This window comes from Kaistella yananensis, from assembly GCF_026107505.2.
In the GTDB taxonomy this organism is placed as follows: domain Bacteria; phylum Bacteroidota; class Bacteroidia; order Flavobacteriales; family Weeksellaceae; genus Kaistella; species Kaistella yananensis.
This window is the reverse complement of the sequence record NZ_JAPCHZ010000005.1, coordinates 150,190-175,454: the sequence shown is the minus strand read 5'-3', so window position 1 is coordinate 175,454 and position 25,265 is coordinate 150,190. Positions and strand designations below refer to the sequence as shown.

General features: G+C 42.0%; 20 protein-coding genes and 1 tRNA gene. 7 read left to right on the top strand and 14 right to left on the bottom strand.

What is annotated here, in order from left to right; translation table 11 throughout:
- Nucleotides 1–9: 9 nt before the first annotated feature.
- The 3 genes from OK344_RS10015 to OK344_RS10005 all read left to right on the top strand — a co-directional run bounded on the left by OK344_RS10015 (nucleotide 10) and on the right by OK344_RS10005 (nucleotide 4,909).
- Nucleotides 10–2,973 (top strand): tetratricopeptide repeat protein, encoded by a 2,964-nt coding sequence (locus tag OK344_RS10015; RefSeq protein ID WP_265144659.1) that lies wholly within the window; start codon nucleotides 10–12, stop codon nucleotides 2,971–2,973.
- A gap of 32 nt (nucleotides 2,974–3,005) precedes the next feature.
- Nucleotides 3,006–4,787, top strand: coding sequence for a TonB-dependent receptor (locus OK344_RS10010; protein ID WP_265144658.1), 1,782 nt, complete (start codon nucleotides 3,006–3,008; stop codon nucleotides 4,785–4,787).
- A 48-nt stretch (nucleotides 4,788–4,835) separates the two neighbouring features.
- Nucleotides 4,836–4,909 (top strand) — tRNA-Arg (locus tag OK344_RS10005).
- Between the two features lie 60 nt (nucleotides 4,910–4,969).
- On the opposite strand, the gene OK344_RS10000 is transcribed toward OK344_RS10005, so the two are convergent.
- From OK344_RS10000 to OK344_RS09935, 14 genes are all read right to left on the bottom strand, one after another.
- Nucleotides 4,970–5,392: an organic hydroperoxide resistance protein gene (locus OK344_RS10000; RefSeq protein ID WP_265144657.1), complete on the bottom strand. Its 423-nt coding sequence runs from the start codon at nucleotides 5,390–5,392 to the stop codon at nucleotides 4,970–4,972.
- Nucleotides 5,393–5,400: 8 nt separating this feature from the next.
- Nucleotides 5,401–5,838, bottom strand: coding sequence for a MarR family winged helix-turn-helix transcriptional regulator (locus OK344_RS09995; RefSeq protein ID WP_265144656.1), 438 nt, complete (start codon nucleotides 5,836–5,838; stop codon nucleotides 5,401–5,403).
- 24 nt (nucleotides 5,839–5,862) lie between these two features.
- Nucleotides 5,863–6,495 carry an NAD(P)H-dependent oxidoreductase gene (locus tag OK344_RS09990; RefSeq protein WP_265144655.1) on the bottom strand — a complete coding sequence of 211 codons (633 nt, stop codon included), beginning with the start codon at nucleotides 6,493–6,495 and terminating at the stop codon, nucleotides 5,863–5,865.
- A gap of 155 nt (nucleotides 6,496–6,650) precedes the next feature.
- Nucleotides 6,651–7,304, bottom strand: a complete 654-nt coding sequence (gene fsa, locus OK344_RS09985; RefSeq protein WP_265144654.1) for a fructose-6-phosphate aldolase — start codon at nucleotides 7,302–7,304, stop codon at nucleotides 6,651–6,653.
- Between the two features lie 243 nt (nucleotides 7,305–7,547).
- On the bottom strand, nucleotides 7,548–7,988 hold the full coding sequence (locus tag OK344_RS09980; protein WP_265144653.1) for a hypothetical protein: 441 nt from the start codon (nucleotides 7,986–7,988) through the stop codon (nucleotides 7,548–7,550).
- A gap of 173 nt (nucleotides 7,989–8,161) precedes the next feature.
- A complete protein-coding gene (gene acs, locus OK344_RS09975; RefSeq protein WP_265144652.1) occupies nucleotides 8,162–10,132 on the bottom strand; it encodes an acetate--CoA ligase in 1,971 nt (656 codons plus the stop codon).
- A gap of 96 nt (nucleotides 10,133–10,228) precedes the next feature.
- Nucleotides 10,229–12,130 (bottom strand): AMP-binding protein, encoded by a 1,902-nt coding sequence (locus OK344_RS09970; RefSeq protein ID WP_265144651.1) that lies wholly within the window; start codon nucleotides 12,128–12,130, stop codon nucleotides 10,229–10,231.
- Between the two features lie 10 nt (nucleotides 12,131–12,140).
- A complete protein-coding gene (locus tag OK344_RS09965) occupies nucleotides 12,141–12,503 on the bottom strand; it encodes a response regulator transcription factor (protein ID WP_265144650.1) in 363 nt (120 codons plus the stop codon).
- A complete protein-coding gene (locus tag OK344_RS09960; protein WP_265144649.1) occupies nucleotides 12,500–15,154 on the bottom strand; it encodes an ATP-binding protein in 2,655 nt (884 codons plus the stop codon). Before OK344_RS09960 ends, OK344_RS09965 begins: the two co-directional genes overlap by 4 nt.
- Nucleotides 15,147–15,341: a hypothetical protein gene (locus OK344_RS09955; RefSeq protein ID WP_265144648.1), complete on the bottom strand. Its 195-nt coding sequence runs from the start codon at nucleotides 15,339–15,341 to the stop codon at nucleotides 15,147–15,149. Before OK344_RS09955 ends, OK344_RS09960 begins: the two co-directional genes overlap by 8 nt.
- A 48-nt stretch (nucleotides 15,342–15,389) precedes the next feature.
- Entirely contained in the window at nucleotides 15,390–15,617 is a 228-nt protein-coding gene (locus OK344_RS09950) for a DUF6814 family protein (protein WP_088468975.1), read from the bottom strand.
- A 90-nt stretch (nucleotides 15,618–15,707) separates the two neighbouring features.
- Nucleotides 15,708–17,306 (bottom strand): MFS transporter, encoded by a 1,599-nt coding sequence (locus OK344_RS09945; protein WP_265144647.1) that lies wholly within the window; start codon nucleotides 17,304–17,306, stop codon nucleotides 15,708–15,710.
- A gap of 87 nt (nucleotides 17,307–17,393) precedes the next feature.
- Complete coding sequence (locus OK344_RS09940; RefSeq protein ID WP_265144646.1) at nucleotides 17,394–18,713, bottom strand: hypothetical protein; 1,320 nt, start codon at nucleotides 18,711–18,713, stop codon at nucleotides 17,394–17,396.
- Between the two features lie 146 nt (nucleotides 18,714–18,859).
- Nucleotides 18,860–19,276 (bottom strand): IS1/IS1595 family N-terminal zinc-binding domain-containing protein, encoded by a 417-nt coding sequence (locus tag OK344_RS09935; RefSeq protein WP_265144645.1) that lies wholly within the window; start codon nucleotides 19,274–19,276, stop codon nucleotides 18,860–18,862.
- A 255-nt stretch (nucleotides 19,277–19,531) separates the two neighbouring features.
- On the opposite strand from OK344_RS09935, the gene OK344_RS09930 reads away from it, so the two are divergent.
- The 4 genes from OK344_RS09930 to carB all read left to right on the top strand — a co-directional run bounded on the left by OK344_RS09930 (nucleotide 19,532) and on the right by carB (nucleotide 25,213).
- Nucleotides 19,532–20,422, top strand: a complete 891-nt coding sequence (locus tag OK344_RS09930; RefSeq protein WP_088468979.1) for an aspartate carbamoyltransferase catalytic subunit — start codon at nucleotides 19,532–19,534, stop codon at nucleotides 20,420–20,422.
- A 101-nt stretch (nucleotides 20,423–20,523) separates the two neighbouring features.
- A complete protein-coding gene (locus OK344_RS09925; protein ID WP_265144644.1) occupies nucleotides 20,524–21,630 on the top strand; it encodes a carbamoyl phosphate synthase small subunit in 1,107 nt (368 codons plus the stop codon).
- Nucleotides 21,623–21,862 (top strand): four helix bundle protein, encoded by a 240-nt coding sequence (locus tag OK344_RS09920; RefSeq protein ID WP_306400488.1) that lies wholly within the window; start codon nucleotides 21,623–21,625, stop codon nucleotides 21,860–21,862. The genes OK344_RS09925 and OK344_RS09920 overlap by 8 nt, the downstream gene beginning before the upstream one ends.
- A gap of 171 nt (nucleotides 21,863–22,033) precedes the next feature.
- Nucleotides 22,034–25,213, top strand: a complete 3,180-nt coding sequence (gene carB / locus OK344_RS09915) for a carbamoyl-phosphate synthase large subunit (RefSeq protein ID WP_265144643.1) — start codon at nucleotides 22,034–22,036, stop codon at nucleotides 25,211–25,213.
- The last annotated feature ends 52 nt before the right edge of the window (nucleotides 25,214–25,265 follow it).

The following is a 25,265-nucleotide window of genomic DNA, read 5'->3' as shown; positions in this document are numbered from 1 at the left end:
CAGGATTAAATGAATTCAAAAAAAATTATTATTGCGGCAGCCATTTTCTATTACGGATTATCTGATGCCCAGCAATCCCAATATTTCAGCGACCGCGAAAATTACCGTTTCAGTTTCGCCGAAAATCTTTACCAGAACAAAATCTACAGCGCTTCTCAGTTCGAATATGCCCGCCAGTATTTCTACAACGGCGCACTTTCTAAATCAAGAAAAGAAGCCTCGCAGTTTTTTGACAATGTGATTGGGGTGATTTTAAGAAAAAATCATGCAGAACAGGGCCTGGAAGCTTTTATTAAAGAATATCCGAACTCCGCTTATTTTGCGCAGGCAAACCTACCGCTGGCAGATTATTATCTGGCGCAAAAAGATTTTGATAAAGCACTGGAAACATTAAATAACGTTAACCAGTACCAGCTTTCGAAAGACGAAAATACGCAGTATATCATGAAACTCGGTTATGCAAAATTCATGACCGGAGATTCTGCAGGTGCCATTGAAGCTCTGGAAGAAGCTTATAAAAATGCAGAAGACACCGACAAATCTGATATTGCGTATATGCTCGGCCACCTTTATTATGCTGACGGGCAGAATGATGAAGCTTTCACTTTTTTTGATCAGATTAAAGACCACGAAAAATATGCACGTTTGGTAAAACCGTATTACGTGCAAATGTACTTCAACGAAAAAAATTACGAAAAAGCTATTGAAGAGGGAAATTATCTGCTGAGAGAACCAATTTCAGAAGATTATAAAAGCGAAGTCCACAAAATTATCGGCGAGAGTTATTTCATGAAAGGCGATTACGCATCGGCTTATCCGCATCTTAAAAATTATCTGGAAAGCAAACCAAACCCTTCAGAAAGCGATTTGTACGAAATGGGATTTGTGTCGGCGCAGCTTAAAAAATACGACGAAGCAGTTTCTTACTATAACCAGCTCATCAACAGCAATTCTGCCACTTCTCAGAACGCGTATTATCAATTGGGTAACGCTTACCTTGAAGTCGGTAAAAAGCAGGAAGCACTTTCTGCGTTCCGTTCGGCGTACCAGATGAGTTACGATCCGAAAGTTCAGCAGCTCGCTCATGTGCAGTATGCAAAACTTAGTTATGATATTGGAAATCCGTTCGAATCTGCGCCCGTAGTGATTCAGAGTTACATCAATAAATACCCAAGAAGTTCAGAAACCGAGGAAATGAAATCACTTTTAGTGAAATCTTACCTTTACTCCGGCGATTACAGAGGAACTTTGAGCGCCATCGATAAAATGCCGAATTCCACCCGGGAACTCAATAAAATTGATCAGGAAGTGTCATTCTTATTGGGAACAGAAGAATTCAACAAAGGCAATTTCGATGAGGCCGAGAACTATTTAATGCGAAGTCTGGAATTTAATATCAATAAAGAGTTCAATACCCGCGCGACGTATTGGTTAGCCCAGACGTATTACCAGAAAGGGAATTATCCTTCAGCAATTGTACGCTACGAAAAACTTCTGAATCAGGATTTCCCTGAAAAACAGCAACTGACCTATGATTTGGGTTATGCTTATTTCAAGTCAAAAAAATTCGATAAAGCGAAACAGTATTTTACAGAATACCTGAAAAACCCGAAATCAGATTTTAAAAATGATGCAGAATTGCGTTTGGCGGATACGTATTATGCAGACAATCAGCTGAATGAAGCAATCGCAATTTATGACAAGGCGGAAAATGCAGACGATTATACCTTATTCCAAAAAGCCATGGCGCTTGGTTTTAAAGGCGATACTGAAGCGAAAATTTCTTCACTTAAAAAGCTGATTTCGCAGTATAAAAACTCTGAATATATTGATGACGCGCAGTACGAAATCGCTACAGCGTATGCTGCAAACGACGATTACAACAGCTCCAACGATTATTTTTCACAGGTGATCCGTAACAGTTCTGATAAAGATTTGGTTGCCAACGCACAAATTTACCGCGCACAGAATTATATCGATCTCAACCAGAACGACAAAGCGCTTTCTGAATTAAAATCACTCGGAAACCAGTACAGAAACACGGCTTATGCCAGTAAGATTGTTCAGGCTTCGCGTCCAATTTACGTGAAAGACGGTGATACTGCAGGTTATGAAAACTTTGCGCGAAGTTTAGGAGTGAAGATTGATGCTTCCGAACTTGATGAAATCAACCTGAATAGTGCCAAAAACTATTACGCAGCCAAAGATTACAAAAAGGCAATTCCACTTTACGAAAAATATTTAACCCAGAATCCTACGGGAGATGGCCTTTACCAGGCACAGTACGAGCTGGGAGAAAGTTATTACCAGACTGCAAACGCTGCTAAAGCACTTTTGGTGCTGCAGGAAGTGGCGACTGTACAGAACGATTATCAGGAAGATGCGCAAACAAGACTTGCACAGATTTATCTGGAACAGAATAATACCAACGAAGCCAAAAAATATCTGGAGCCACTTTCGAATTCCACCAACGTGAATCTGAAAAACTTCGCGAATCTGGAACTGATGAAAATTTTTGCGGCAGAGAAAAACTTCACCAAAGCAGAAGTTTTTGCGGATTTGGTGCTTGCCAATTCCAAAAATCCAGCATCTGTGACCGAACAAGCCAAAGTGATTAAAGCAAGAAGTCTGATGAACAGAGGGAAAGACAGTGAAGCTAAGTCGGCTTACACAGCCCTTGAAAAATCATCGAATACCGAAGTTGCCGCGGAAGCTTTGTATGCAAAAGCATTTTACCAGAACAAAGCCAAAGCCTTTAAATCATCCAACGAAACCATCTTTAAACTGGCCAACAACTATGCTTCCGAAGAATATTGGGGTGCAAAATCGCTGGTTCTGATGGCCAAAAACTACATCGGTCTGAAAGATAATTACCAGGCGAGTTATACGGTCGATCAGATTATCGCAAACTATCAGGATTTCCCTGAAATTGTTGCCGAGGCCAAAGAAGTGAAAAGTCAGATTAAAAAATAATACTAAACTCAAAAGGTTTTAAAACAGTCAATATGAATTTAAGAATTCAAAATATATTTTTATTGGGAATGTTGGTTTCTTCTACCGCTGTTTTTTCGCAGATTAAAGAAGAAAAACTCATTCTGGACCGCAAACGCGAACCTGAAGTGAAGAAAATCGAAAAGAAAAAAACTTCAGTGGAAGCCGAGAAAAATTATCCGCCAAAAGAAAAGAAAACCCAGGATTCGCTGAACCTGAAATACAATATTACCAACGTTCCGGCTGCTTCAGATTTTAAAACTTCAACCATTCAGGGCGAAGATATTTCACCGAAATTCGATGCGAGTTATCAGGACAATTATTTTCAGATCGGAATGGGGAATTTCGGGAAAATTCTGGCCGACGGTAATATTTCTACAACGCTTGAGAACGATATTCAGGTTGGTGCTGATCTCCATTTTCTTTCAACCAAAGGACTTACGAAAGAATACGACTGGACTTCAAAACAAAACACCGGAAACTTTGGCCTTTATTTAAATTCTTATGGCGACAAAGGAAAAATCAACGTGAATGCTGATTACGGGCTGAATGATTATAATTATTACGGAATTTATGCCCTAAAACCTGCTTCAGATATCGATATTAAACAGAAAACCAATCGTTTCAAAGTCAACGGATATTACGATTTTTATTCCAATGAAATCCTGAACGACATCCGTATCAAATCATCTTTTCTTGGCGATCAGTTCGATGCTAAGGAAACCCAGGCAGAAATTTTGCTAAATCTTGCGAAACATGGAGTAGAGCTGCCCGTAAATGATATGATGTTTAACGCAGACCTCGGGATTAATCTCGAAACCGTGAAATCTGAATTTTCACTTCTGAACGAAAATTCTTCAAATTTTTTAAATGCGACTTTATCGCCGAAAATGACGTTCTTCAAAGGAAAATCTTATCTGATGATCGGGTCGGATTTCTCTTTCCTGAATGCTAAAAATTCAAATAATATTCTTGCAGAAGAAGTTAAAAACAATAAAACCTACTGGTTCCCAAAAGCTGAACTGCAGTTTGCGGCTACAGACGAATTTAAATTTTATGCCGGCGTAGAAGGCGGTTTGAAAATGAATACCTATGCAAATATGCTGGAAGAAAATCCGTATCTCGTTTCTGATCAGGAACTTCGTGCAACAGAAACCAAATACAAAGGGTATATCGGGTTGCGCGGCGATGTAAGTCAGATGATTAAATATGATGTGAGCGCAGGTTACGGAAAAATGAATGACATCATGTTCTTCCGTGCCAATGGTCTTTTCAATGATGCGTTTACCTTAGACCGTGCGCCGTATGATTTTGCGAATACCTTCTCTGCTGTGTACGATAACGGAACGGTAAGCGAGGTGAAAGGAACCCTGCAGTTTTTCCCGCTGGCCAATCTTGTTTTGGATGCCGAAATGTATTTTGCAAAATATGACCTTGATAACTACGAACATATCTACAATAAGCCTTTGCTACATGCAAGTTTGGGAGGTAAATACTTTTTGTTAGGCAAAAAACTTCATCTGGGCGCGAAAGCGATTTTCGGATCTGATAAGACCACAAATTCTTTTTCTTTCACAGAATCAGGAACTTCGCCTAATTTATTTGTGTCAGAAGAGAATACCGATGATAAAGTTGGGGGCTTTGCAGATTTAAATCTGTCTGCGGAGTACAAAGTTCACAAAAATTTCAGTATTTTTGCACTCGGAAATAATTTACTGAATACAAACTATCAGACTTTCAAAGGATATAAAGTTTTGGGAGCGCAGTTTTTGGGAGGTGTGAAGATTTCTTTTTAAAAAATTAATGAGGATTTAATTTAAAATTCATCATCAAAAATTTTTAATGGCTCGGTAGTTCAATTGGATAGAATATCAGATTTCGGCTCTGAGGGTTGGGGGTTCGAGTCCCTTCCGGGTCACAAAATCGGCAAACTTCTTTGAAGTCTGCCGATTTTTATTTTACTTTTTACAGCGTAAGATTAGTTATTGGTAACCTTAAGAGTTACATCAATATTATTTCTTGTTGCGTTAGAGTAGGGACACACCTGATGTGCCTGTTCCACTAATGACTGCGCTTCTTCCAGTGATACTCCGGGCACATTCACATCCAGTTCCACTTCCAGACCAAAACCACCGTTTTCGGTTTGTCCGATTCCAACTTTGGCATTTACTTTTGTTTCGCCCGCCGCAGATTTGGATTTTCTAATCATCAGATTCAAGGCGCTGTCGAAACATGCCGCATATCCTGCGGCGAAAAGCATTTCGGGGTTGGCATAATCATCATTTTGTCCACCAAGCGATTTGGGAGTGCGTACATCGAGTTCCAGAATTCCGTTGTCACTTTTTACGTGTCCGTCGCGTCCGCCTGTTGCGGTGACGCTAGTTGTGTATAATGTTTTCATTGATTTTTTTATTTTTTATTTATTTTATCTAAAATTTTAGAAATCGCATGTTTCAGTTCCTGTACATCAGTTTCCGAAAGATTCAACCTATCATTCATTTTTTCGGGAATCAGGCAAGCTTTGTCCTGAAGCCTTTCCCCTTCATCAGTCAAGGAGATTTCTACAACCCGCTCATCCTCAATTTTTCTTTGCCGTACAATATAAGATTTTGCTTCCAGCCTTTTCAACATTGGAGTTATCGTACCGCTGTCTAGAAAAAGTTTTTCACCAATCTGATTTACCGTAAGCCGCTGATGCTCCCAAAGTACCATCATTACCAGATATTGCGGATAGGTAATATCAAGTTCTTCAAGTAACGGACGGTAAAGACCTGTGATTTCCTTTGCGATAACATACAAAGGGAAACATAGCTGATTACCGATTTGTGGAGTTTTGTGCTGATCCATGGGAGGATTTAGTGATTTTCTAAGTTATTTTTTGATGATGAATTCATCCATTGGGATACGAACTTTTTTCATCTTTGAAAGCCAGTCGTTCTCCGAATCTCTGTATCCTAAGTACAGTAAAGTTACACTTTTCAGTCCCAATTCTTTTAAACCCAAAATTTCATCGACCACCTCATTGCTGAAACCTTCAGCAGGAGTGCTGTCAATTTTCAGTTCCGCCGCCTGTGCCATAGCTAAACCTAGTGCGATGTAAGTCTGTCTTGCAGTGTGATCGAAATTTTCTTCTGCGGTCTGTGCGCCGTAGATCACTTTTAGTTGATCGGTATAACTGCTGAAACGACCGCGTGGCAATTCCCGAACATCGGTATGGTAATCGTAAACTTTGTCAATTTTTTCCGCCGAATAATTGTCCCAGGCTGCGAAAACCAAAACATGGGAACAATCTCTCATTACCTCCGGGTTCAGGGCTCCTTTTACCATTTGCTCTTTCAGTTCCTGATTTTCTACGACGATTACGCGGAAAGGCTGTAATCCGGAAGAGGTAGGCGCAAGTCTGGCTGCTTCCAGAATTTTATTCAAATCTTCTTCTGAAACTTTTTTGGTGGAATCATACGCTTTTACTGCGTGTCTCCATTTTAAATCTTCAATTAATGACATTGTATTTTTTTTAAATTTTACTATTTCGAGTTGCAAATATAGTCAACAATTATATTGCGCACAATCTAATTACGTGATAGATATTTTGAATCAATAATCAGGGACAAAAAAAACCGCCTAAGTAGTCAGGCGGTTTCTATTAATAGTTTATTTTCTTAATCCATTTTCTTGGCATCAGCAACAAATTGTGCTAAACCACTGTCGGTTAATGGGTGTTTAAGTAAATTTAAAATCGAAGCTAGGGGAGAAGTCACCACATCTGCGCCAATTTTCGCACAGTTGATAATATGCATTGGTGAACGGATAGATGCTGCAAGAATTTCAGTATCGAACATATAATTATCAAAAATAATTCTGATTTCTTCGATTAAATTCATTCCATCAACTGAAATATCATCTAATCTACCCAAGAACGGAGAAACATAAGTAGCACCTGCTTTTGCAGCCAGCAATGCTTGTCCGGCAGAGAAAATCAAGGTGCAATTGGTCTTAATGCCTTTGTTTGAGAAATATTTAAGAGCTTTCACGCCGTCTTTAATCATTGGGATTTTCACCACTATATTAGGATGGAGCGCTGCCAATTCTTCACCTTCTTTTACCATTTCTTCGTAAGTTGTGCTTAAAACTTCCGCAGAAATATCTCCATCAGCAATTTCGCAAATGGTTTTGTAATGGTTCAGAATCGCCTCTTTTCCGCTGATGCCTTCTTTTGCCATAAGCGATGGATTGGTGGTTACACCATCTAAAATTCCTAAATCCTGGGCTTCTTTAATCTGCTCAAGATTGGCAGTGTCGATAAAAAATTTCATGTATTTATTTTTATTAGGTACTTTATTATGAGCTGATTTTGTCATGAAGATGGAGTAATAAACAGTTCAGCATCATCTTTTCTAAATTTTCACAAAGATAACATATTAACCAGCAATATGGAAATGATAATTGGTTTTATAAAAGCATTAAACAAGCAAAGGCTCAGACGTAAAAAAACCTTACGGTTTCGCGTAAGGTTTATTCTTATACAGGTTAAATTTTAAGTTTCCGAAAGAATTTCTTTATGTTATCATCGAAATTCCTTCGTGCGACTCATGGTGTTTTAATGGGAGTGGCAGCCGGATTTCAGATTTTGCTGCCAGGGCAATCATTTTCATAATAAATTCTTTTGATTTTGATTCTACTCTGGACGTGTTTTCGAATGAAAAAACATGTACGGCGCCGGCGTTTTTCAAAATTGTTCTTGCTTTTTCAAGCTTTTCAGCATTTTTAGAAAATATTCCGGCAACTAAATTTTCCGATTTTTTTCTCAGCACTTTTACCGGTGTATTCGCATATATGCCGAGAAAAGAACCTAAATACGCGCTTAACAGGTTTTTCCTGTCATCTGACAATTCTTTGCAGGCTAGTTTAAGATTTTTCAATCCTGTTTTTTTGAGGATTTTTGCTGCGTTTACTGCCTCATCACAACTTGAAAATAGTCCTACAACTGTTGTTTTCATTGTACTTGTATTTGTTAATTGATATTTGCCATTACAAATATATGCGTAACATAGTTTTTAAAAAACCGTGATGTAACCCTTTTTTACATCAGTGTTTTTAGGATGTGTTTATGTTTTTAAACAAAAATCCCGCGTTGCTGCGGGATTTTCTTTACGATGGAATTCGGTTTTATTTAAATTCGCTCATTTTTAATTTCCTCAACAATTTCCGGATTCAGCAGGGTAGAGGTATCGCCAAAATTCGCGAAATCGCCTTCTGCAATTTTTCTTAAAATCCTTCTCATAATTTTACCGGAACGGGTTTTAGGCAAGGCAGATACAAACTGAATTTTATCGAGTTTCGCAATCGGCCCGATGGTATCACTGATCACCTGGTTAATTTCCTTACGAAGATTATCCCGGTCGCGGCTTTCGCCGGTATCTTTCAGAATCACATAGCCGTAGAGTGCGCTGCCTTTGATATCGTGCGGATAACCCACAATCGCAGACTCTGCAACAGCCGGATGCTGGTTAATACTGTCTTCAATTGGAGCCGTTCCCAGATTATGCCCGGAAACGATAATCACGTCATCTACGCGTCCTGTTATTCTGTAATAACCTACTTCATCACGTAAAGCACCGTCGCCGGTGAAATATTTCCCCGGAAACGCGGTAAAATAGGTTTCTTTATACCGCTGGTGGTCGCCCCAGATCGTTCTGGCAATTCCCGGCCACGGAAAACGGATGCAGAGATTGCCGTCTACCTGGTTGCCAGTGATTTCATTGCGTTTGTCATCCATCAGAACAGGCTGAATTCCCGGTAGCGGAAGTGTTGCATAGGTCGGTTTTGTGGGGGTTACAAAAGGAATGGGCGAAATCATGATCCCACCTGTTTCTGTTTGCCACCAGGTATCTACAATCGGGCATTTTTTCTTGCCTACATGGTCGTTATACCAATGCCAAGCTTCATCATTGATCGGCTCTCCTACGGAACCGATAACCCTTAAACTCGAAAGGTCATGTTTTTCAACCCATTCATAAGATTCCTTAGCAAGCGAACGGATCGCGGTAGGAGCCGTGTAAAACTGTGTCACTTTATGCTTATCTATAACTTCCCAGAAACGGTCGGGTTCGGGGTAGGTGGGAACACCTTCAAAAATAACCGTCGTTGCGCCGTTTGCCAGCGGACCGTAGAGAATGTAGGAATGTCCCGTGATCCAGCCAATATCCGCCGTACACCAATAAATATCATTTTCTCTGTAATTGAATACATTTTTGAAAGTATAAGCCGTGTAAACCATGTATCCGGCAGTGGTGTGGAGCATTCCTTTTGGTTTTCCTGTGGAACCCGAAGTATAAAGAATAAACAGCGGATCTTCAGCATCCATAATAACAGAAATAAAATCTGCCGGTGCTTTTTCGTAAAGCGGTTCAAGCCAAAAGTCGCGTCCTTCCTTCATCTTCACTTCGCCGCCGGTTCTTTTTACTACCAAAACTTTTTCTACTGTGGGACAGTTTTCTACTGCTTCGTCGATGATTCCTTTCAGATCGATGGCTTTATTGCCTCGGTAACTTCCATCCGAACAGATGATAAGTTTCGCTTCACAATCGTTAACACGTGAACTCACCGCAGAAGCCGAAAATCCGGCAAAAATAACGGAATGCACCGCACCCAGTCTTGCACAGGCCAACATTGTTACCGCCAATTCCGGAATCATCGGAAGGTAAATACATACGCGGTCGCCTTTCTGGATTCCCAGATCACGCAGCACGTTAGCCATTTTGCAGACCCTGTCCCGCAGTTCGTTATAAGAAATATGCTGGGCTTCTTCTTTCGGATCGTTGGGTTCCCAGATAATCGCGGTTTTCTCGCCGCGGATACTCAGATGCCGGTCAATACAATTTTTGGTGATGTTGAGTTTGGCGTTTTTAAACCATTTGATTTTTGCTTCCTGCATGTCATATTCCACCACTTTGCTCCAACGCTGGTACCATACAAAGTTTTCATCGGCAATTTTATCCCAGAATTTCTTCGGGTTTTTTATCGATTTCTTATACTGCTTGAAATAATCGGGAAGATCATCAATGAAATAATTTTTCATAATATTCTTAATTTTTTTTGTTTTACTGTTTTTTTTGAAGCCGGGAACCTGCTGTCCGCTCATACTCCTCGCGGCCGGGTTTGACCATTGCATGCTGCGGGGTAACCGCTTCCATCAGGGCTAGGGCGCTGTTATTTTTCCCAGGTTTCGGTTTTTGATTTAAATTTTATCTCTTTTATACACATTCATCATTTCCTGTAATTCCTCTACAATGCTTTCATCATCAATTGTCGAAGGCATTTGGTATTCTTTCCCGTCCAGCATTGTGCGGATGAGTTTCCTTAAAATTTTACCGGAGCGGGTTTTCGGAAGCCGGTTGACTACCATTGCATTTTTCAGACAGGCAACTGCACCAATTTTTTCACGCACGAGGGCAACAATATCTTTTTCTAGTTGGTCCTGATCTGCCTTTGAACCAGATTTTAAAACCGCGATGGCAAACGGAACCTGACCTTTCAAATCATCATCAATTCCAACCACGCAGCATTCGGCGACATCTTTATGTGCGGCGACCACTTCTTCCATTTCAGCGGTAGAAAGGCGGTGTCCGGCAACATTAATCACATCATCAACCCTTCCGGTAACGAAAACGTAGCCGTCTTCATCCATAATTGCACCGTCGCCCGAGAAATAATAGCCCGGAAATTTCGACAGATATCCAAATTTAAACCGTTCCGGATCGCCCCAGATTCCCGTTAACGCGCCAGGCGCCAGCGGAAGTTTAATGACCAAGTATCCTTCGTGATGTGCTTCAAGTTCATAACCTTCTTCACTGAAGATTTTAATATCATAGCCGGGAATCGGCTTTCCGGCAGAAGCTCTCTTGATTTTTACGTCTTCAACACCCGTCATCAGCCCCAGCATCGGCCATCCGGATTCGGTTTGCCACCAATGGTCAATAGCCGGTACACCGACGAATTCTTCATACCAGTCGAGGGTGGCAACATCGCATCGTTCGCCTGCCAGAAACTGGGTTCTCAGCGACGATAAATCATATTTCTTTATAAATTCGCCTTCAGGATCTTCTTTTTTAATGGCTCTGATGGCCGTAGGCGCTGTAAACATCACCGAAACTTTATGCTCCTCGATTACACGCCAGAAGGTTCCTGCATCCGGCGTTCCAATGGGTTTTCCTTCAAAAATAACAGTGGTGTTTCTGTTAATCAGTGGGGCATAAACCGAGAAACTGTGACCAACCGCCCAACCGATATCGGAAGCTGCCCAAAAAGTTTTGCCTTCGTTGGCGCCGTATATATTTTTAATCGCAAATTTCATAGCTACGGCATGTCCGCCGTTATCGCGAACCACACCTTTGGGCTTTCCGGTAGTTCCGGAGGTGTAAAGGATGTAAAGGGGATGGGTGGATTCTACTGGAACACAGTCTACAGGTTCGGACGTGGCGATAAGTTCTTCGAAATCAATTAAATTATTCTCGGTTCCAAAATGGATTCTGTTGCCCAGAAGTTTGCGGTCGTACACCACGATGTGTTCCGGTTTGTATTCTGAAATTGAAACAGCTTCGCGCACAAAAGGCAGATAAGGAATCCGGCGCGAAACTTCCATCCCCGAACTTGCGGTAATAATGGCTTTAGGATTGCAGTCGTCGATTCTGATCGCCAGTTCGGTAGGGGCAAAGCCGCCAAAAACCACGGAATGCGTAACGCCCAGTCTTGCGCAGGCCAGCATAGCGAAAACCGACTGTGGAATCATGGGCATGTAAATAATCGCGGTGTCGCCTTTCTGTAAGCCTAAATTCTGCAGTCCTCCCGCAAATTTTGCCACCTGGTCGCGTACTTCGCTGTAGGTGTATTTTATGATTCGGGAAGTTACCGGAGAATCATAAATAAGGGCCACCTGATCACCGAAACCGTCGTTAATATGTTTATCTAAAGCAAGATAACAGGTGTTGAGTTCACCATCTGTAAACCAGGTTGGGTAACTTTGGCCATCGTCGGTGAGGATTTGGGTTGGTTTTTTAAACCATTCAATATTTTCTGCCTGTTCTGCCCAAAATTTCTCTTTATTTTCCACGCTTTCGCGGAACATTTTGTGCGCTTTCATATCTTAAGTTTTATTTGATTAAATTTTCTACCTGTTCGGTTAGTTTTTTAATAGAGTAGGGTTTTGTTACATAGGCATCAGCGCCCATTTCCAAACCTTTGGAAATATCAGCATCTCCGGTTTTGGCGGAAAGAAAAATCACTTTGATACTGCGGTACGCCTCATTTTTACGGATTTCTGCCAGCGTGCTGTATCCGTCGACATTCGGCATCATAATATCAAGCAGAATAATATCGGGAATCTGGGTTTTTAGGATTTCCAGGACTTCAGAACCGTCTCTGGCGATGAAGACTTCGTAGCCGGCTTTCCGGAAGGCATATTCCAGGGTCATGATGATTTTATGTTCGTCGTCTGCAATTAATATCTTTTTCATGTGGTTTCATTTTTAGTGGGCAAAAAAATCTCAAACTTAACACCGATTTCTTTGTTTTTGGCTTCGATGTTACCGCCATGGGCACTGATGATTCTCTTACATATGGCAAGTCCAAGTCCACTTCCTAAAGGTTTTCTCAGATTTTGGTTCTTGCTCTGGTAAAATTTCTCGAATACATACTGCAAATCTTCCGTCGGAATTGTTTTGCCGGTATTAAAGATTGAGATTTTCAGCATGCTATTTTTTTCCTGAAATTTGGTCTGAATCATTCCCTGTTCGTTGGCGAATTTCAGCGCGTTCCCAAGGATATTCTGAAAAACCTGAATCATTTTCATTTCATCATATTCAAAAATCTCATTCTTCAGTAAATTGACTTCCGAATGGTGAAGATGTTTCTGCTCAAAAAGTTGCAGCAAAGGCTTCAAAGCTTTATGATATGTCTCGATAATATTATTTTCTGCAAGATTCAGTGGCGTTGTTCCGGCCTCGAGTTTATCCAGAAAAAGAATGTCGTTGATGATTTCTGCAAGCCTGTCGCTTTCAGAAATGATGTTGCCCAGGAAATCTTTTTTAATTTCCGGCGGCATTTCTTCATCATCCAGAAGCAGCTCACTCGTCGCACGGATCGCCGTGATGGGCGTGCGTAATTCGTGCGCAACAGAATCGAGGAAATCGTCTTTCTGTTTGTCTTTAATCACCAGCGTTTCGTTCGCGTTCTGCAGTTCTTCCGAAAGTTTTCTGAGCTGCTGCGAATGCTCGGTGAGCTGCTTGTTCATGGAGATGTTTTCTTTCGATTCTTCCAGAATTTTCAACACTTCCGGCAGGGTAATTTTGTCTTCTTTTGTAACGCCTTCAATTAAAATCTTTGCTGATGCGGTACCGATTCTTCCACTGAGAAGGTTCTCTGAAAATTTGATGAACCGGGAATCGGCGCTGTCGTTTTCATCAGAAAGATTGTATTTGAGATTAAATATTTTCAGCGCCTGCCTGGTTTTCTTTTCGCCTAGAAATCTCGTTAGGATGTTTGTGATGTCTGAAATATTGGCGGTTCCTTTCCAAATATAGGCATTTTCGTGATGCTGTATATAATCGTTGATGTCCACATAAAGTTCGGCAAAATTCCGTTCTCTGTAATTCCCCGCTACAAAAGATGATATTATCATAAATAGGCCGCCGTTTACGAGCAGACTCCAGAAAAACGCACTGGCCACAGGCGAGAGGTACGCTAATTTAAAAAAGTTAAATACCGCTGAATTCTGATAGGTTGTTTCAAAATAATTCGGCAGGATAAGATTGAAATAACAGATAAGTACGCCTGCAATTATTCCGGTTACTGCGCCGGCATAACTGCCTCTGCGCCAGAATATGGCACCGAAAAAAGCCGGCGCCAGCTGAGCAATAAGAACAAAAGCGGTAAGTCCCACCGAAAATAAGGTGGCACTGCTGATGAGGTATTTGTAAAAGACAAAACCCAGGATGATGAGTGAGAAAATACTGAATTTCCTGATGTTTACAATGGTTCGGTTGTTGGCATATTCGGTTTCGGTTTTCAGACTGTTGAGCCAGCCGTAAGGGATAATAATGTTGTTTGAAAGCATAACCGATAGGGAAATACTCGAAATAATGATCATCGAGATACAGGCGCTGAGACCGCCCAGAAAAACCATTCCTGCAATCATCATGTTCCCGAATTTCTGCGGAATGAGGATTGAATAGAATTCGGGATTTACATTTTCTCCGAAGAACAGGATTTTGCCGCCCCAGGCAATAGGGAAGACAAAGAAATTCATCAGCAGAAGATAAAGCGGAAAAAGCCAGATGGCAGTTTTCAGGTGTTTTTCGGTTCTGTTTTCTATAATTGTGGTGTGAAACTGCCTTGGAAGAAGAAAAATCGCCGTCATCGAAAGCATGCACATCAGAAACCAGTTGAAGGCGCCCTCCAGTCCGTTGAACTTATTTTTCTGTGTAAAATCGGGTAATTTTGAAGCTTTTTCATAAATGTCATCAAAACCGTTGAATACGCCGAAAACAACAAAAACTCCGAGAATGATAAAGAAAATCAGTTTCAGGAAACTCTCCACGGCAACAGCTGAAGTAATACCGAGTCTTTTCTCCGAAGCATCGACATATTTGGTGCCGTAATAGGCAGAAAACACCGCAATGATCAGCACGACATATGTGGCAGTATCCAGAAAAATATTGTCTGAATTGGCCGTGTGGGTCATCAGGTGAAAGGTATCGGAGATCGCTTTGATCTGTAAACCAATGTACGGAATCACCGCCAGCATACACACAATGGCAACGATTGCGCCCAGAGACCTGCTGTTTCCGTACCGTAAAGAGATGAAATCGGCAATGCTGCTTATTTTATGAACGCGGGAGATTCTGATGATTTTCGAATTGATATAAATCCACGCTGGAATAATGATTACCGGACCGATGTAGATCGCCAGGTATTCCAGACCCTGGTTGGAGGCCACGCCGATGCTTCCGTAATACGTCCACGCTGAACAGTACACTGCCAGCGACAGGGAATAAATGTAGGGATTATTGATCCAGAAGTTGCTCTTCTTTTTTTCTGCCCAGAAGGCGATGAAGAACAGCAGCCCCAGATACAGGATCACCAGTAAAAACAGCAGCGGACTACTCATCGAATTTCCAGAATATTAAAAATGACGCGATACTGGATGCCAGCCAAATCATAAACAGGTACAGATAAATCATCGGCAGCCCCAAGATTTCCTGTGTGTGATTAAACAGAAGTAAAACCGGCGCATTGAGCATCACAAATATGGTGATGCTCAAAATAACCAGTTTCTGCTTGTGTCTTTTTTTCATTTACAAGTTTCTTTTAAAACTTTAAGAAAGGTTTTTTAAACCAGAACTTTAAATTTTGTCGTCCGAATATTCGCCTTTGAAGGAGTACCACCCGAACACTGCCAATCCGCCAACGATGATGGGGACAAGAATCACCAGGATAATCCATCCGAATACATTATCTTCTTGCTTATCCGACATGATTTTCGGGATTCCGAACACGCTTAAGCCATAGTACGCTACTACCGCAGCCAAAATAAGCCATACAATTCCTAATATTTTTTTTACTGAATCCATTTTTTTTGTTTTTTAAAGTTAGAGAAAAATCCGGAAACCGGGGACAACGGTGTGGTAATTTTCAGGTTTCCGGGATTTGTTTTTGTTGGTTTACTGGTGGTCTTCTTCAAGACTTTTATTTTTGGTTTTAAGGTAAAGCGTACCAATTACCAGACATACTGCCGCTACAATGATCGGGTACCAAAGTCCCTCAAGATACCATTCGGCGTGCCCTGCATCTTTGCCCGAAGTCACCAGATAAGTAGCTACTGCCGGCAGCAGACCGCCAAATATTCCGTTACCGATGTGATAGGGCAGTGACATGGAGGTGTAGCGAATGCGGATTGGGAACATTTCTACCAGAAAAGCGGCGATTGGGCCGTAAACCATCGTTACGAAAACCACCTGCACAAATACCAGAAATATCAGGAGCCACCGCGTATCCGGATTTACCGTAATGCTTTCTTTAATCAGTGGTGCTTCAGCTTTTCCGTTGGTCATCACCGGTCCTGCTGCAGCCCAGTGCACAATACTGTCACGTTTCAGCAAAGTTCCGTCTGTAAATGTTTTTTCTGTGTGGAAACTGATAAGGCTGTCTCCTGCAATTTTTTCATGGGCTTTGGCGGTTCTTTTTTCCACAAGACCTTTTTCTGCCAGTACTTTGTCTTCAATATTTACAGCGGTGTACATGGTTTTGTAAATGGGTCTGTAAGCAATAATGGCGATCAACATCCCAATCATCATGATGGGTTTTCTGCCGACTTTGTCGGAGAGCCAACCGAACAGAATAAATAGAGGAGTTCCCAGGAACAGCGCCAGAGCCATCATGGAATCCACCTGTGCAGAATCTATATTCATCACTTTTTGCATGAAACTCATGGCGTAAAACTGCCCGGTGTACCAAATGACACCCTGTCCCATTACCGCTCCGAAAAGAGCAAGAAGCACGAACTTGAAATTCAGCTTATTACCGAAGCTTTCTTTCAGAGGATTGGTTGAGGTTTTTCCTTCTTTTTTTGCCTGCGCAAACAAAGGTGATTCCTTCATATTTCTTCGGATGACGTAAGAAACCCCGACCATAAGAATTGAAATCCAGAACGGTATTCTCCAGCCCCAACTGTCGAATTCTTCAGGTGTAAGCGAAGTTTTGGTGACCAAAATAACGATAAGTGAAATAAACAGACCTGCCGTTGCGGTGGTCTGGATCCAGGAAGTCCAGTACCCGCGGCGATGAGGCTGCGAATATTCAGCGACGTAGGTTGCGGCGCCACCGTATTCTCCACCAAGAGCAAGTCCCTGTAAAAGTCTCAGAATTAACACCAAAACAGGCGCGGCATAACCAATGGTTTCGAAACTCGGTACACATCCGATAAGAAAGGTGGAGAATCCCATGATTAAAAGCGTCACTAGGAAAGTGTATTTTCTGCCGATGATATCACCGAGCCTGCCAAAAAACAGCGCGCCAAAAGGTCTTACCACAAATCCTGCCGCGAAGGTGGCTAGGGTAGAAAGAAATGCTGCGGTTGGATTATCTGCCGGAAAAAATTTGGTGGCGAGAACTACCGCCAAACTCCCGAAAATGTAGAAATCGTACCATTCGATGAGCGTCCCCAAAGACGACGCCATGATTACGCCCCAGATTGTTTTATTCTTTTTTTTCTCCGCAACATACGCGTCATGCTCATGTTGGGTTTTAAATTTCTTGCTCATAATTATATTTGGTTTTTGGTTTAAGTACTATTTATATAGATTTTATAATCATTTAATATTTAATCATTTAATTTTTTTATATCAAGTTTAAAATGAATACATGACCCTTACGGTTCCTCTTAAATTTCCAACGTTCTTCAGGTTGTTTTTAGCAAGCGCTTCAGGATTCAGGTCGCCCCATTTTGCCGCGGTGTATTCCACTTCCGGGGACACACTGAATTTATTCTGCTTGAAATCTATGCGTGCAGAAGCCCGCCAAACCTCATCAAGAATCCGGTTCCCGGAAATGCCCCGCATATAAAGATTTTTAAAGCCGGCATCGGTGCCTGAATTTTTTGTGTAACCAAAGAAAAGTCCCGGAGCAATTTTCGGATGGGCGCTCGCAAGGTCCACCCAGAAAGCTGAAGTTTTGGTGGGTTTATATGATTCAATACCGTTGGTGTTTTCGTAGCCTGCAAAACCTCCGATCATCACAAGGTGGTGAAGGTTTCCGCCGCTAATCCCGTAAAGTTTTGCAATGATTTTTTCGTTGGCGTATTTGAAGTAACCGAAAAACATTTCAGAATTTACTTTCTCATCAGAAGCAAGGCCTCCGGATTCAATCACCGGCTGCAGCGACTGGTATTCGGCACCGGCACCTGCGGTGATACTTTTTGATTTGTATTGAAGCTGCCCGTGAACAGTGGGCATTGAAGAATTGAAGGTCGCGGAATTGGCGGAAGCTCCAGCAGCGTTTGCCGTCTGAAATTCGCGGTCTTTATAAGCAATCACGCTGAAAGAAAGTTCCGGAGTTAATTTCTGGGTCACTTTTACCTGACCAGCCCAGCCGAAAGGGTTGAACAGGATGCCGGTATTGAAATTCACAACGCCTGGAAAGACGTCAGGAACAAAAGTGGGATACCAGGTCTGGCCAAAAGTTACTGCAGTTTTGGGCCAGGTAAGCGTCGCAGTTGCGTGTCTTAAACGGAGCAGGCCTGTGCTTCCTGTACCAGCCGCGCTTTTGTTGAGTTCAGTATTGCCGAAGAAATCAGCTTCGATGTTTCCTGTGGCTTTAGCTCCCCAAACGTCGGGTCCGCGGAATTTAATTCCAACCCTTGAAGTTATGGCCAGAAAATTACTCGCGCCGGTATCATTGATGTCGTTGCCTTTCGCGTCCAGTTTTTCATCTAAAGGATAAAGGTTGAGTTGGTATTCTCTGGAGTAGGCCGACTGGCGGCTGTCGAAACTGTATTCGATTCTTACCCAGCCGTAAATGGATGCGTCCCATTCTTTGGGTTTTTTGGCTTCGGCTTCCAGGGCTTCGATTCTTTTTAAAAGATCGGCGGTGGATACTGTATCCTGAGCGTGTAGCTGCTGCGCGAAGAGTATTGTTGGAAGTATTCCTAACAAAATAGATGATTTCTTCATAGGATGTTAATTTTTAGTTCTTTTCTTTGACATAACTAAAGTGAAACTAAAAATTTGTTTGAAGAAATTTAATATATATGTATGCTAATGGTATAGTTGTATTTTAAAAAATGTTTAAAGGACGATGGCTGTTCTTTTGGACTGATTTATTTCCTGAAACGTTCCCATCTGATCATCATGTACTTATCGCCAAATTCAGTAATGATAAGGCCGGAGCCTTTTATATTTTCTTCTTTCTGCATGAATTCCAAAAGTTCATTCTGCTTAAAAACCTTATATGTGGTATGAAACTCCGAATGTGGGGGTCTGCTGATGTTGTATTTTTTTATCCAGGAACTTACCGTTACATGGGAGATGCCGAGAATTCTTTCGATCTCCCGGAACGAAAGTCCTTCCAAATACAGCTGCAGGGCTTTTGTAACATAGTAGTCGTCAATCTGTTTTCCCAGTTTTTTCACGGTGAAATAATAATTACAGTCGCGGCACCGGAACCGTTGTCTTTCCTTTACAATTCCGCTTTTTACTACGTTGTGCTGCTGGCATTTGGGACAGGTATCTGGCATAACTATACTTTTTTAGCAAATGTATATTAAATTAGCATTAATACAAAATTTAAATATACGGGGACTATCATTTAATGGGTTTTTGGTAAATCACGTTTTTGGTTTTCAGATTAAATTTATATCTTTGCAGCTAATGAAAAGAACATTTCCATTAGACCATGTATATATTGGCAGCGATGCCGGGAACAACAATATTTATTTTATTTAACGAAGTCATTTTGGCTTCGTTTTTTTTTGATTTTAAACTAAAGAACTATGCTTACAACCAAAGATTTAACTGTAGAAAAGATTAATGCTTTACTGAAAAGTGCTCAGGAATTCGCAGAAGGAAAAACCGTGAAAGCGGTGGATGAAATTTATGTTTCCAACCTGTTTTTTGAGGACAGTACCCGTACAAAAACCAGTTTCGATCTTGCACAGCGCAAACTGGGACTTCATGTGGTTCCTTTTGATGTTACGGCAAGCTCTGTAAACAAGGGCGAATCTTTATATGATACGGTAAAAACTTTTGAAAGTTTGGGAGTAAATCTCACCGTCATCCGTCATAAGCAGGATAAATATTATGAAGAGCTTAAAAATATCAGTATTCCGGTGATCAATGGCGGCGACGGAAGCGGAAACCACCCGTCACAGACGCTTTTGGATTTAATGACCATTCAACAGGAATTCGGCAAGTTTAAAGGACTTAAAATAGGAATTGTAGGCGACGTGAAACACAGTAGGGTAGCCAACTCAAACGCCGAAGCGCTGCGTAAACTCGGAGCTAAAGTCTATTTCTCAGGTCCCGAAAAATGGTTTGATGAAGGCACAATCATCAACGGAACTTATCTGTCGATCGATGATTTGGTGACCGAAGTGGATGTAGTGATGCTGCTCCGTATACAGCACGAAAGACACGGCGAGAAAATGAAAATTTCACTCGAAAGCTATCACAGAAAATTCGGGCTTACCAAAGAGCGTGAGAAAATGATGAAAAAAGGAGCCATCATTATGCATCCCGCACCCATCAACCGAGGTGTGGAAATCGCCGGTGAACTGGTAGAATGCGAGCGCTCCCGAATCTTCCAGCAGATGAAAAACGGAGTGTTTGCCAGAATGGCAATTCTGAAAGATGCGCTGGAATCTAAAGGATTTAAATTTAAATAAAATGAAATAGAGTTCAGGAGAGTAGACATCAGATTATTCACTTACAAATACATGATTTGTCTCGAATCCACAGTCTTAAATCTTAGATCTAGTAAAAAAGAATGAAAAAGAAATTAATATTAGAATCCGGTGAAGTTTTTCACGGAGAAGGTTTCGGAGCCAACCTGGATACCGACGGGGAAGTGGTTTTCAATACCGGAATGACCGGCTATCAGGAACTTATTTCTGATCCGTCCTACTGCGGACAGATTGTCTGCATGACCTATCCGCTCATCGGAAATTACGGCATCAACCGTGATGATTATGAAAGTATCGAACCCGCCATTAAGGGTTTGATTGTAAAAGAATTGTGCGACTTCCCGTCCAATTTCCGGAACCAGCTCACCCTGAATGAGTTTTTTCAGAAAAAGAAATTATCCGGAATATCAGGAGTTGATACCCGAAAACTTACAAGAGTGCTGCGGAGCAAAGGAGTGGTAAAAGGCAAAATTGTAGACGAGAATGCTGATGAAAATGCGGTGATTGAAACCTTAAGAACTACCGATTTCCCGACCAATCAGGTAGAAATGGTATCCACAAAAACCGCGTATGCCAACCCCGGCAGAGGATTGAATGTTGTTTTGGTTGATTTCGGGTCCAAACTCGGTATTCTGCGCGAACTTACCCAACGCGACTGCGATGTAAAGGTAGTTTCCCAGAACGTAACTGCCGAAGAAATATTGCTGATGAATCCTGATGGAATCATGCTTTCCAACGGTCCAGGAGATCCGGAAGATGTGAAAGGAGCTTCCGAACTAATCAATGGATTGCTTGGGAAAGTGCCTATTTTCGGGATCTGTTTGGGACATCAACTGATTGCATTGGCTTGTGGCGCAAAAACCTTCAAACTAAAATTCGGTCACCGCGGCGGAAATCATCCGGTACTCGATCTTAAGAAAAATAAAGTTGCCATTACCGCTCAGAATCACGGGTATGCAGTAGATCAAGAAAGTTTGAAAAATACCGATTTGGAAGAAACACATATTGCTTTGAACGATCGTACCAACGAAGGGCTACGGCATAAAATCCATCCATGTTTCAGCGTACAATATCACCCTGAAGCAAGTCCTGGGCCTGAAGACGCCAATTATCTTTTTGATGAGTTTATTGAGTTGATGGAAAGTTTTAAGAACCGAGAGCCGAGAATCGAGAAACAAGACAATGAATAACTTCGAGAAGTTAATTTTTTGGCAGAAATCAATTGAACTGGCAAAGCAGATTTATTTCTGTTGTCAAAACATTTCCAGTGACGAAAAATTTGGATTAATTTCTCAAATGAAAAGATCAGCAGTTTCCATTCCTTCAAATATTGTAGAAGGATCAGGCAGAAATTCCAATAAAGAATTTAACCATTTTCTAGCTGTTGCCTTGGGTTCTGCCTTTGAGTACAGACGCAATTAATTTTGACTAAAGAACTTCAACTCTTAGAACCTGGATTATGCAATGAATTTTTGTCTGATTTAGTAGAAATTCAAAAAATGATTTACGCATTTAAAAATAAACTTTAAAAGAGTTCAGACTCTCGAATCTGAAGTCTCGATTCTTGATTCTCGACTCTAATATCTAATAAAAATGAAAAGAAACGACATAAAAACAATTTTAGTAATCGGTTCCGGACCAATTATCATCGGGCAAGCTGCGGAATTCGATTACGCCGGAACCCAGGCTTGCCTGGCGCTGAGAGAAGAAGGTTACAAAGTGATTTTGATCAATTCAAATCCTGCCACCATTATGACCGACGTAGAAATTGCCGACAAGGTTTATATTGAACCCATCTCGCTGCAGTTTGTGAGTCATATCATCCGGAAAGAACGTCCCGACGCGCTTTTGCCTACTTTAGGCGGACAAACCGGACTCAACATGGCGGTAGAACTTGAGAAATCAGGAATTCTTGAAGAATGCAAAGTGGAAGTTCTGGGAACTAAACTTTCAGCCATCAACCAAGCGGAAGACCGCGATCTTTTCCGCGAACTGATGCGCGAACTCAACGAACCGGTACCTAATTCCGATATCGTGAACACCGTTCAGGGCGCTTTGGAATTTGCCCATAACATCGGATATCCCGTCATTGTACGTCCTGCCTTTACCATGGGTGGCACAGGCGGCGGAATCGCGCATAACGATGACGAACTGAAGGAAATCGCGAGTTTCGGTCTGAAATATTCGCCGGTAACCCAGTGTCTTATTGAAAAATCCATCGCTGGCTTCAAAGAAATTGAATACGAGGTGATGCGAGACAAAAACGACAACGCCATTGTGGTGTGTAATATGGAAAACATCGATCCGGTGGGCGTGCATACAGGAGATTCCATTGTGGTGGCACCTTCGCAAACGCTTTCGGACCGGGAATATCAGATGCTGAGAAATTCATCTTTAAAAATCATCCGTGCACTGGGAATTGAAGGCGGTTGTAACGTTCAGTTGGCTTTGGATCCGCATTCATTTGATTATTATATCATCGAAGTGAATCCCCGGGTATCGCGTTCATCGGCGCTGGCAAGTAAAGCAACCGGGTATCCGATTGCCAAGATTGCTGCAAAAATTGCGGTAGGTTTAACCCTGGATGAAATCATGAATCCGGTGACCGGAAAGACCTACGCGTGTTTCGAGCCGGCTTTAGACTATGTCGTAACAAAATTCCCGAGGTTTCCTTTCGATAAATTTGAAACAGCGGACCGAAGACTTTCGACCCAAATGAAAGCGACAGGTGAAGTGATGGCCATCGGCAGAAACTTTGAGGAATCGCTTCAGAAAGCCATCCGTTCCCTTGAAACCGGTTTAAGACATATCGGATTGAAGACCAAAGATGCCGCAGCCTTAACCGACGCCGAAATCGAAAGAAGAATCCGCGTCTGTGATGACGAAAGACTGTTCATCATCGGCGACGCTTTAAGACGGGGCTACGACTGGGAACAGATTGTTGAATGGAGCAAAATCGATAAGTTCTTCATCTGGAAAATCAAGAAACTGATTGATTTTGAAAAGGTGATTGCTGAAAATAAATTTGATAAAGAAAAGTTATTTCAGGCTAAAAAACTCGGCTTTGCAGACCTTCATATCGCGCATCTGTGGGAATCCGACCAGAAAACGGTATTGGAATTCAGAAGAACAAATGGCGTGATGCCAGTGTATAAAATGGTCGATACCTGCGCTGCAGAATTTGAAAGTGAAACACCTTATTTCTACGGAACTTACGAAGAAGAAAACGAAAGTACGCCTTCAGACCGGGAGAAAATCATCGTCCTCGGTTCTGGACCGATCAGAATCGGGCAGGGTGTGGAGTTCGATTACGCTACGGTACATTCGGTTTGGGCCATTAAAGAACTCGGTTACGAGGCGATTATCATCAACAATAACCCTGAAACAGTTTCCACCGACTTCTCCATTTCCGATAAACTATATTTCGAGCCTTTAACGGAAGAAGATGTCATGAACATCATCGAACTCGAAAAACCGAAAGGCGTGGTGGTGCAGTTCGGGGGACAAACCGCCATCAACCTTGCCAATAAACTGGCTGCTCATGGCGTTCAGATCCTGGGAACTTCGCTGGAAGATTTAGACCGTGCAGAAAACCGAAATAAGTTTGAAGCAGCTTTGCAAGAACTTGGAATTCCTCAACCTTTAGGAAAAACTTGTTTTACCAAAGAAGAAGCCTTGGTCATTGCCAACGAAATAGGTTTTCCGGTTTTGGTTCGTCCGAGTTATGTTTTGGGTGGAAGAGCCATGGAAATCGTGTACGACGAGAATGATCTGAAGCACTACATGACAAACGCGGTGAAAGAAAACTCTGAACATCCAATTTTGATCGACCGTTATTTAACCGGAAAAGAAGTCGAGGTTGATGCCATTTCAGACGGAGAAACCGTAGTGATACCGGGAATTATGGAGCATATTGAAAGAGCCGGAGTGCACTCCGGAGATTCCATTGCAGTGTATCCGCCGCAGAATATCACCGCGAAACAGATCGATACCCTCGTGGATTATACCGAAAGACTCGCAAAAGGTCTTAACGTAATAGGACTGATGAACATTCAGTACGTACTTTCCGACGGTGAAGTTTATGTGATCGAGGTGAACCCGAGATCTTCGAGAACGGTACCTTTCCTTTCCAAAATCACCGGAATCCCAATGGCGAATCTGGCTACTAAAGCGATTCTCGGGAAGAAACTGAAAGATTTAGGCTATAAAAACGGATTGGCACCTGAGCAGCCCGGTGTATTTGTAAAAGTCCCCGTATTCTCCTTCTCGAAACTCACAAAAGTGGATACTTCCCTGGGCCCGGAAATGAAATCTACCGGCGAGGTGATGGGCAAAGATACAACGCTCGAAAAAGCACTGTACAAGGGTTTTGTAGCAGCCGGACGTAAGATGCCGACCCACGGATCCATTCTCTTCACCGTAGCCGACAAGCACAAAGAAGAAGCCGCTGAAATGGCGCGACGTTTCCATGAAGTAGGTTTCAGAATATGGGCTACTGAAGGAACCGCAAGATACTTTGAAGACCATGGCATTCCGGTGAAAATCGGTTACAAAATCGGCGAAGAAGACGTCAACCTTATTGACCTGATTCAGAAAGGAAAGGTGCAGTATGTGGTAAATACCACCACCAAGGGGAAACAGGAGGAAAGAGACGGCTTCCAGATCCGAAGGATGTCGGTAGAGAATGGTGTGCCGTGCCTCACCTCGATGGATACCGTGGAAGCCATTTTAAAAGTCATTGAAAGCATGAGTTTCAAGATGGAACAGATGTAATCAAGACCTAATTTATACAAAAACGCGTCCGTATTGGGCGCGTTTTTTGTTT

What these genes read in the sequence shown, in the direction of transcription:
- OK344_RS09925 (WP_265144644.1), top strand. Translation starts at nt 20,524, where the DNA reads ATGAAAAAGAAATTAATATTAGAATCCGGTGAAGTTTTTCACGGAGAA.
- OK344_RS09980 (WP_265144653.1), bottom strand. Translation starts at nt 7,988, where the DNA reads ATGAAAACAACAGTTGTAGGACTATTTTCAAGTTGTGATGAGGCAGTA.
- carB (WP_265144643.1), top strand. Translation starts at nt 22,034, where the DNA reads ATGAAAAGAAACGACATAAAAACAATTTTAGTAATCGGTTCCGGACCA.
- OK344_RS09965 (WP_265144650.1), bottom strand. Translation starts at nt 12,503, where the DNA reads ATGAAAAAGATATTAATTGCAGACGACGAACATAAAATCATCATGACC.
- OK344_RS09995 (WP_265144656.1), bottom strand. Translation starts at nt 5,838, where the DNA reads ATGGATCAGCACAAAACTCCACAAATCGGTAATCAGCTATGTTTCCCT.
- OK344_RS09945 (WP_265144647.1), bottom strand. Translation starts at nt 17,306, where the DNA reads ATGAGCAAGAAATTTAAAACCCAACATGAGCATGACGCGTATGTTGCG.
- OK344_RS10010 (WP_265144658.1), top strand. Translation starts at nt 3,006, where the DNA reads ATGAATTTAAGAATTCAAAATATATTTTTATTGGGAATGTTGGTTTCT.
- OK344_RS09960 (WP_265144649.1), bottom strand. Translation starts at nt 15,154, where the DNA reads ATGAGTAGTCCGCTGCTGTTTTTACTGGTGATCCTGTATCTGGGGCTG.
- OK344_RS09950 (WP_088468975.1), bottom strand. Translation starts at nt 15,617, where the DNA reads ATGGATTCAGTAAAAAAAATATTAGGAATTGTATGGCTTATTTTGGCT.
- acs (WP_265144652.1), bottom strand. Translation starts at nt 10,132, where the DNA reads ATGAGCGGACAGCAGGTTCCCGGCTTCAAAAAAAACAGTAAAACAAAA.
- OK344_RS10000 (WP_265144657.1), bottom strand. Translation starts at nt 5,392, where the DNA reads ATGAAAACATTATACACAACTAGCGTCACCGCAACAGGCGGACGCGAC.
- OK344_RS09935 (WP_265144645.1), bottom strand. Translation starts at nt 19,276, where the DNA reads ATGCCAGATACCTGTCCCAAATGCCAGCAGCACAACGTAGTAAAAAGC.
- OK344_RS09955 (WP_265144648.1), bottom strand. Translation starts at nt 15,341, where the DNA reads ATGAAAAAAAGACACAAGCAGAAACTGGTTATTTTGAGCATCACCATA.
- OK344_RS09920 (WP_306400488.1), top strand. Translation starts at nt 21,623, where the DNA reads ATGAATAACTTCGAGAAGTTAATTTTTTGGCAGAAATCAATTGAACTG.
- OK344_RS09970 (WP_265144651.1), bottom strand. Translation starts at nt 12,130, where the DNA reads ATGAAAGCGCACAAAATGTTCCGCGAAAGCGTGGAAAATAAAGAGAAA.
- OK344_RS09940 (WP_265144646.1), bottom strand. Translation starts at nt 18,713, where the DNA reads ATGAAGAAATCATCTATTTTGTTAGGAATACTTCCAACAATACTCTTC.
- fsa (WP_265144654.1), bottom strand. Translation starts at nt 7,304, where the DNA reads ATGAAATTTTTTATCGACACTGCCAATCTTGAGCAGATTAAAGAAGCC.
- OK344_RS09990 (WP_265144655.1), bottom strand. Translation starts at nt 6,495, where the DNA reads ATGTCATTAATTGAAGATTTAAAATGGAGACACGCAGTAAAAGCGTAT.
- OK344_RS09930 (WP_088468979.1), top strand. Translation starts at nt 19,532, where the DNA reads ATGCTTACAACCAAAGATTTAACTGTAGAAAAGATTAATGCTTTACTG.
- OK344_RS10015 (WP_265144659.1), top strand. Translation starts at nt 10, where the DNA reads ATGAATTCAAAAAAAATTATTATTGCGGCAGCCATTTTCTATTACGGA.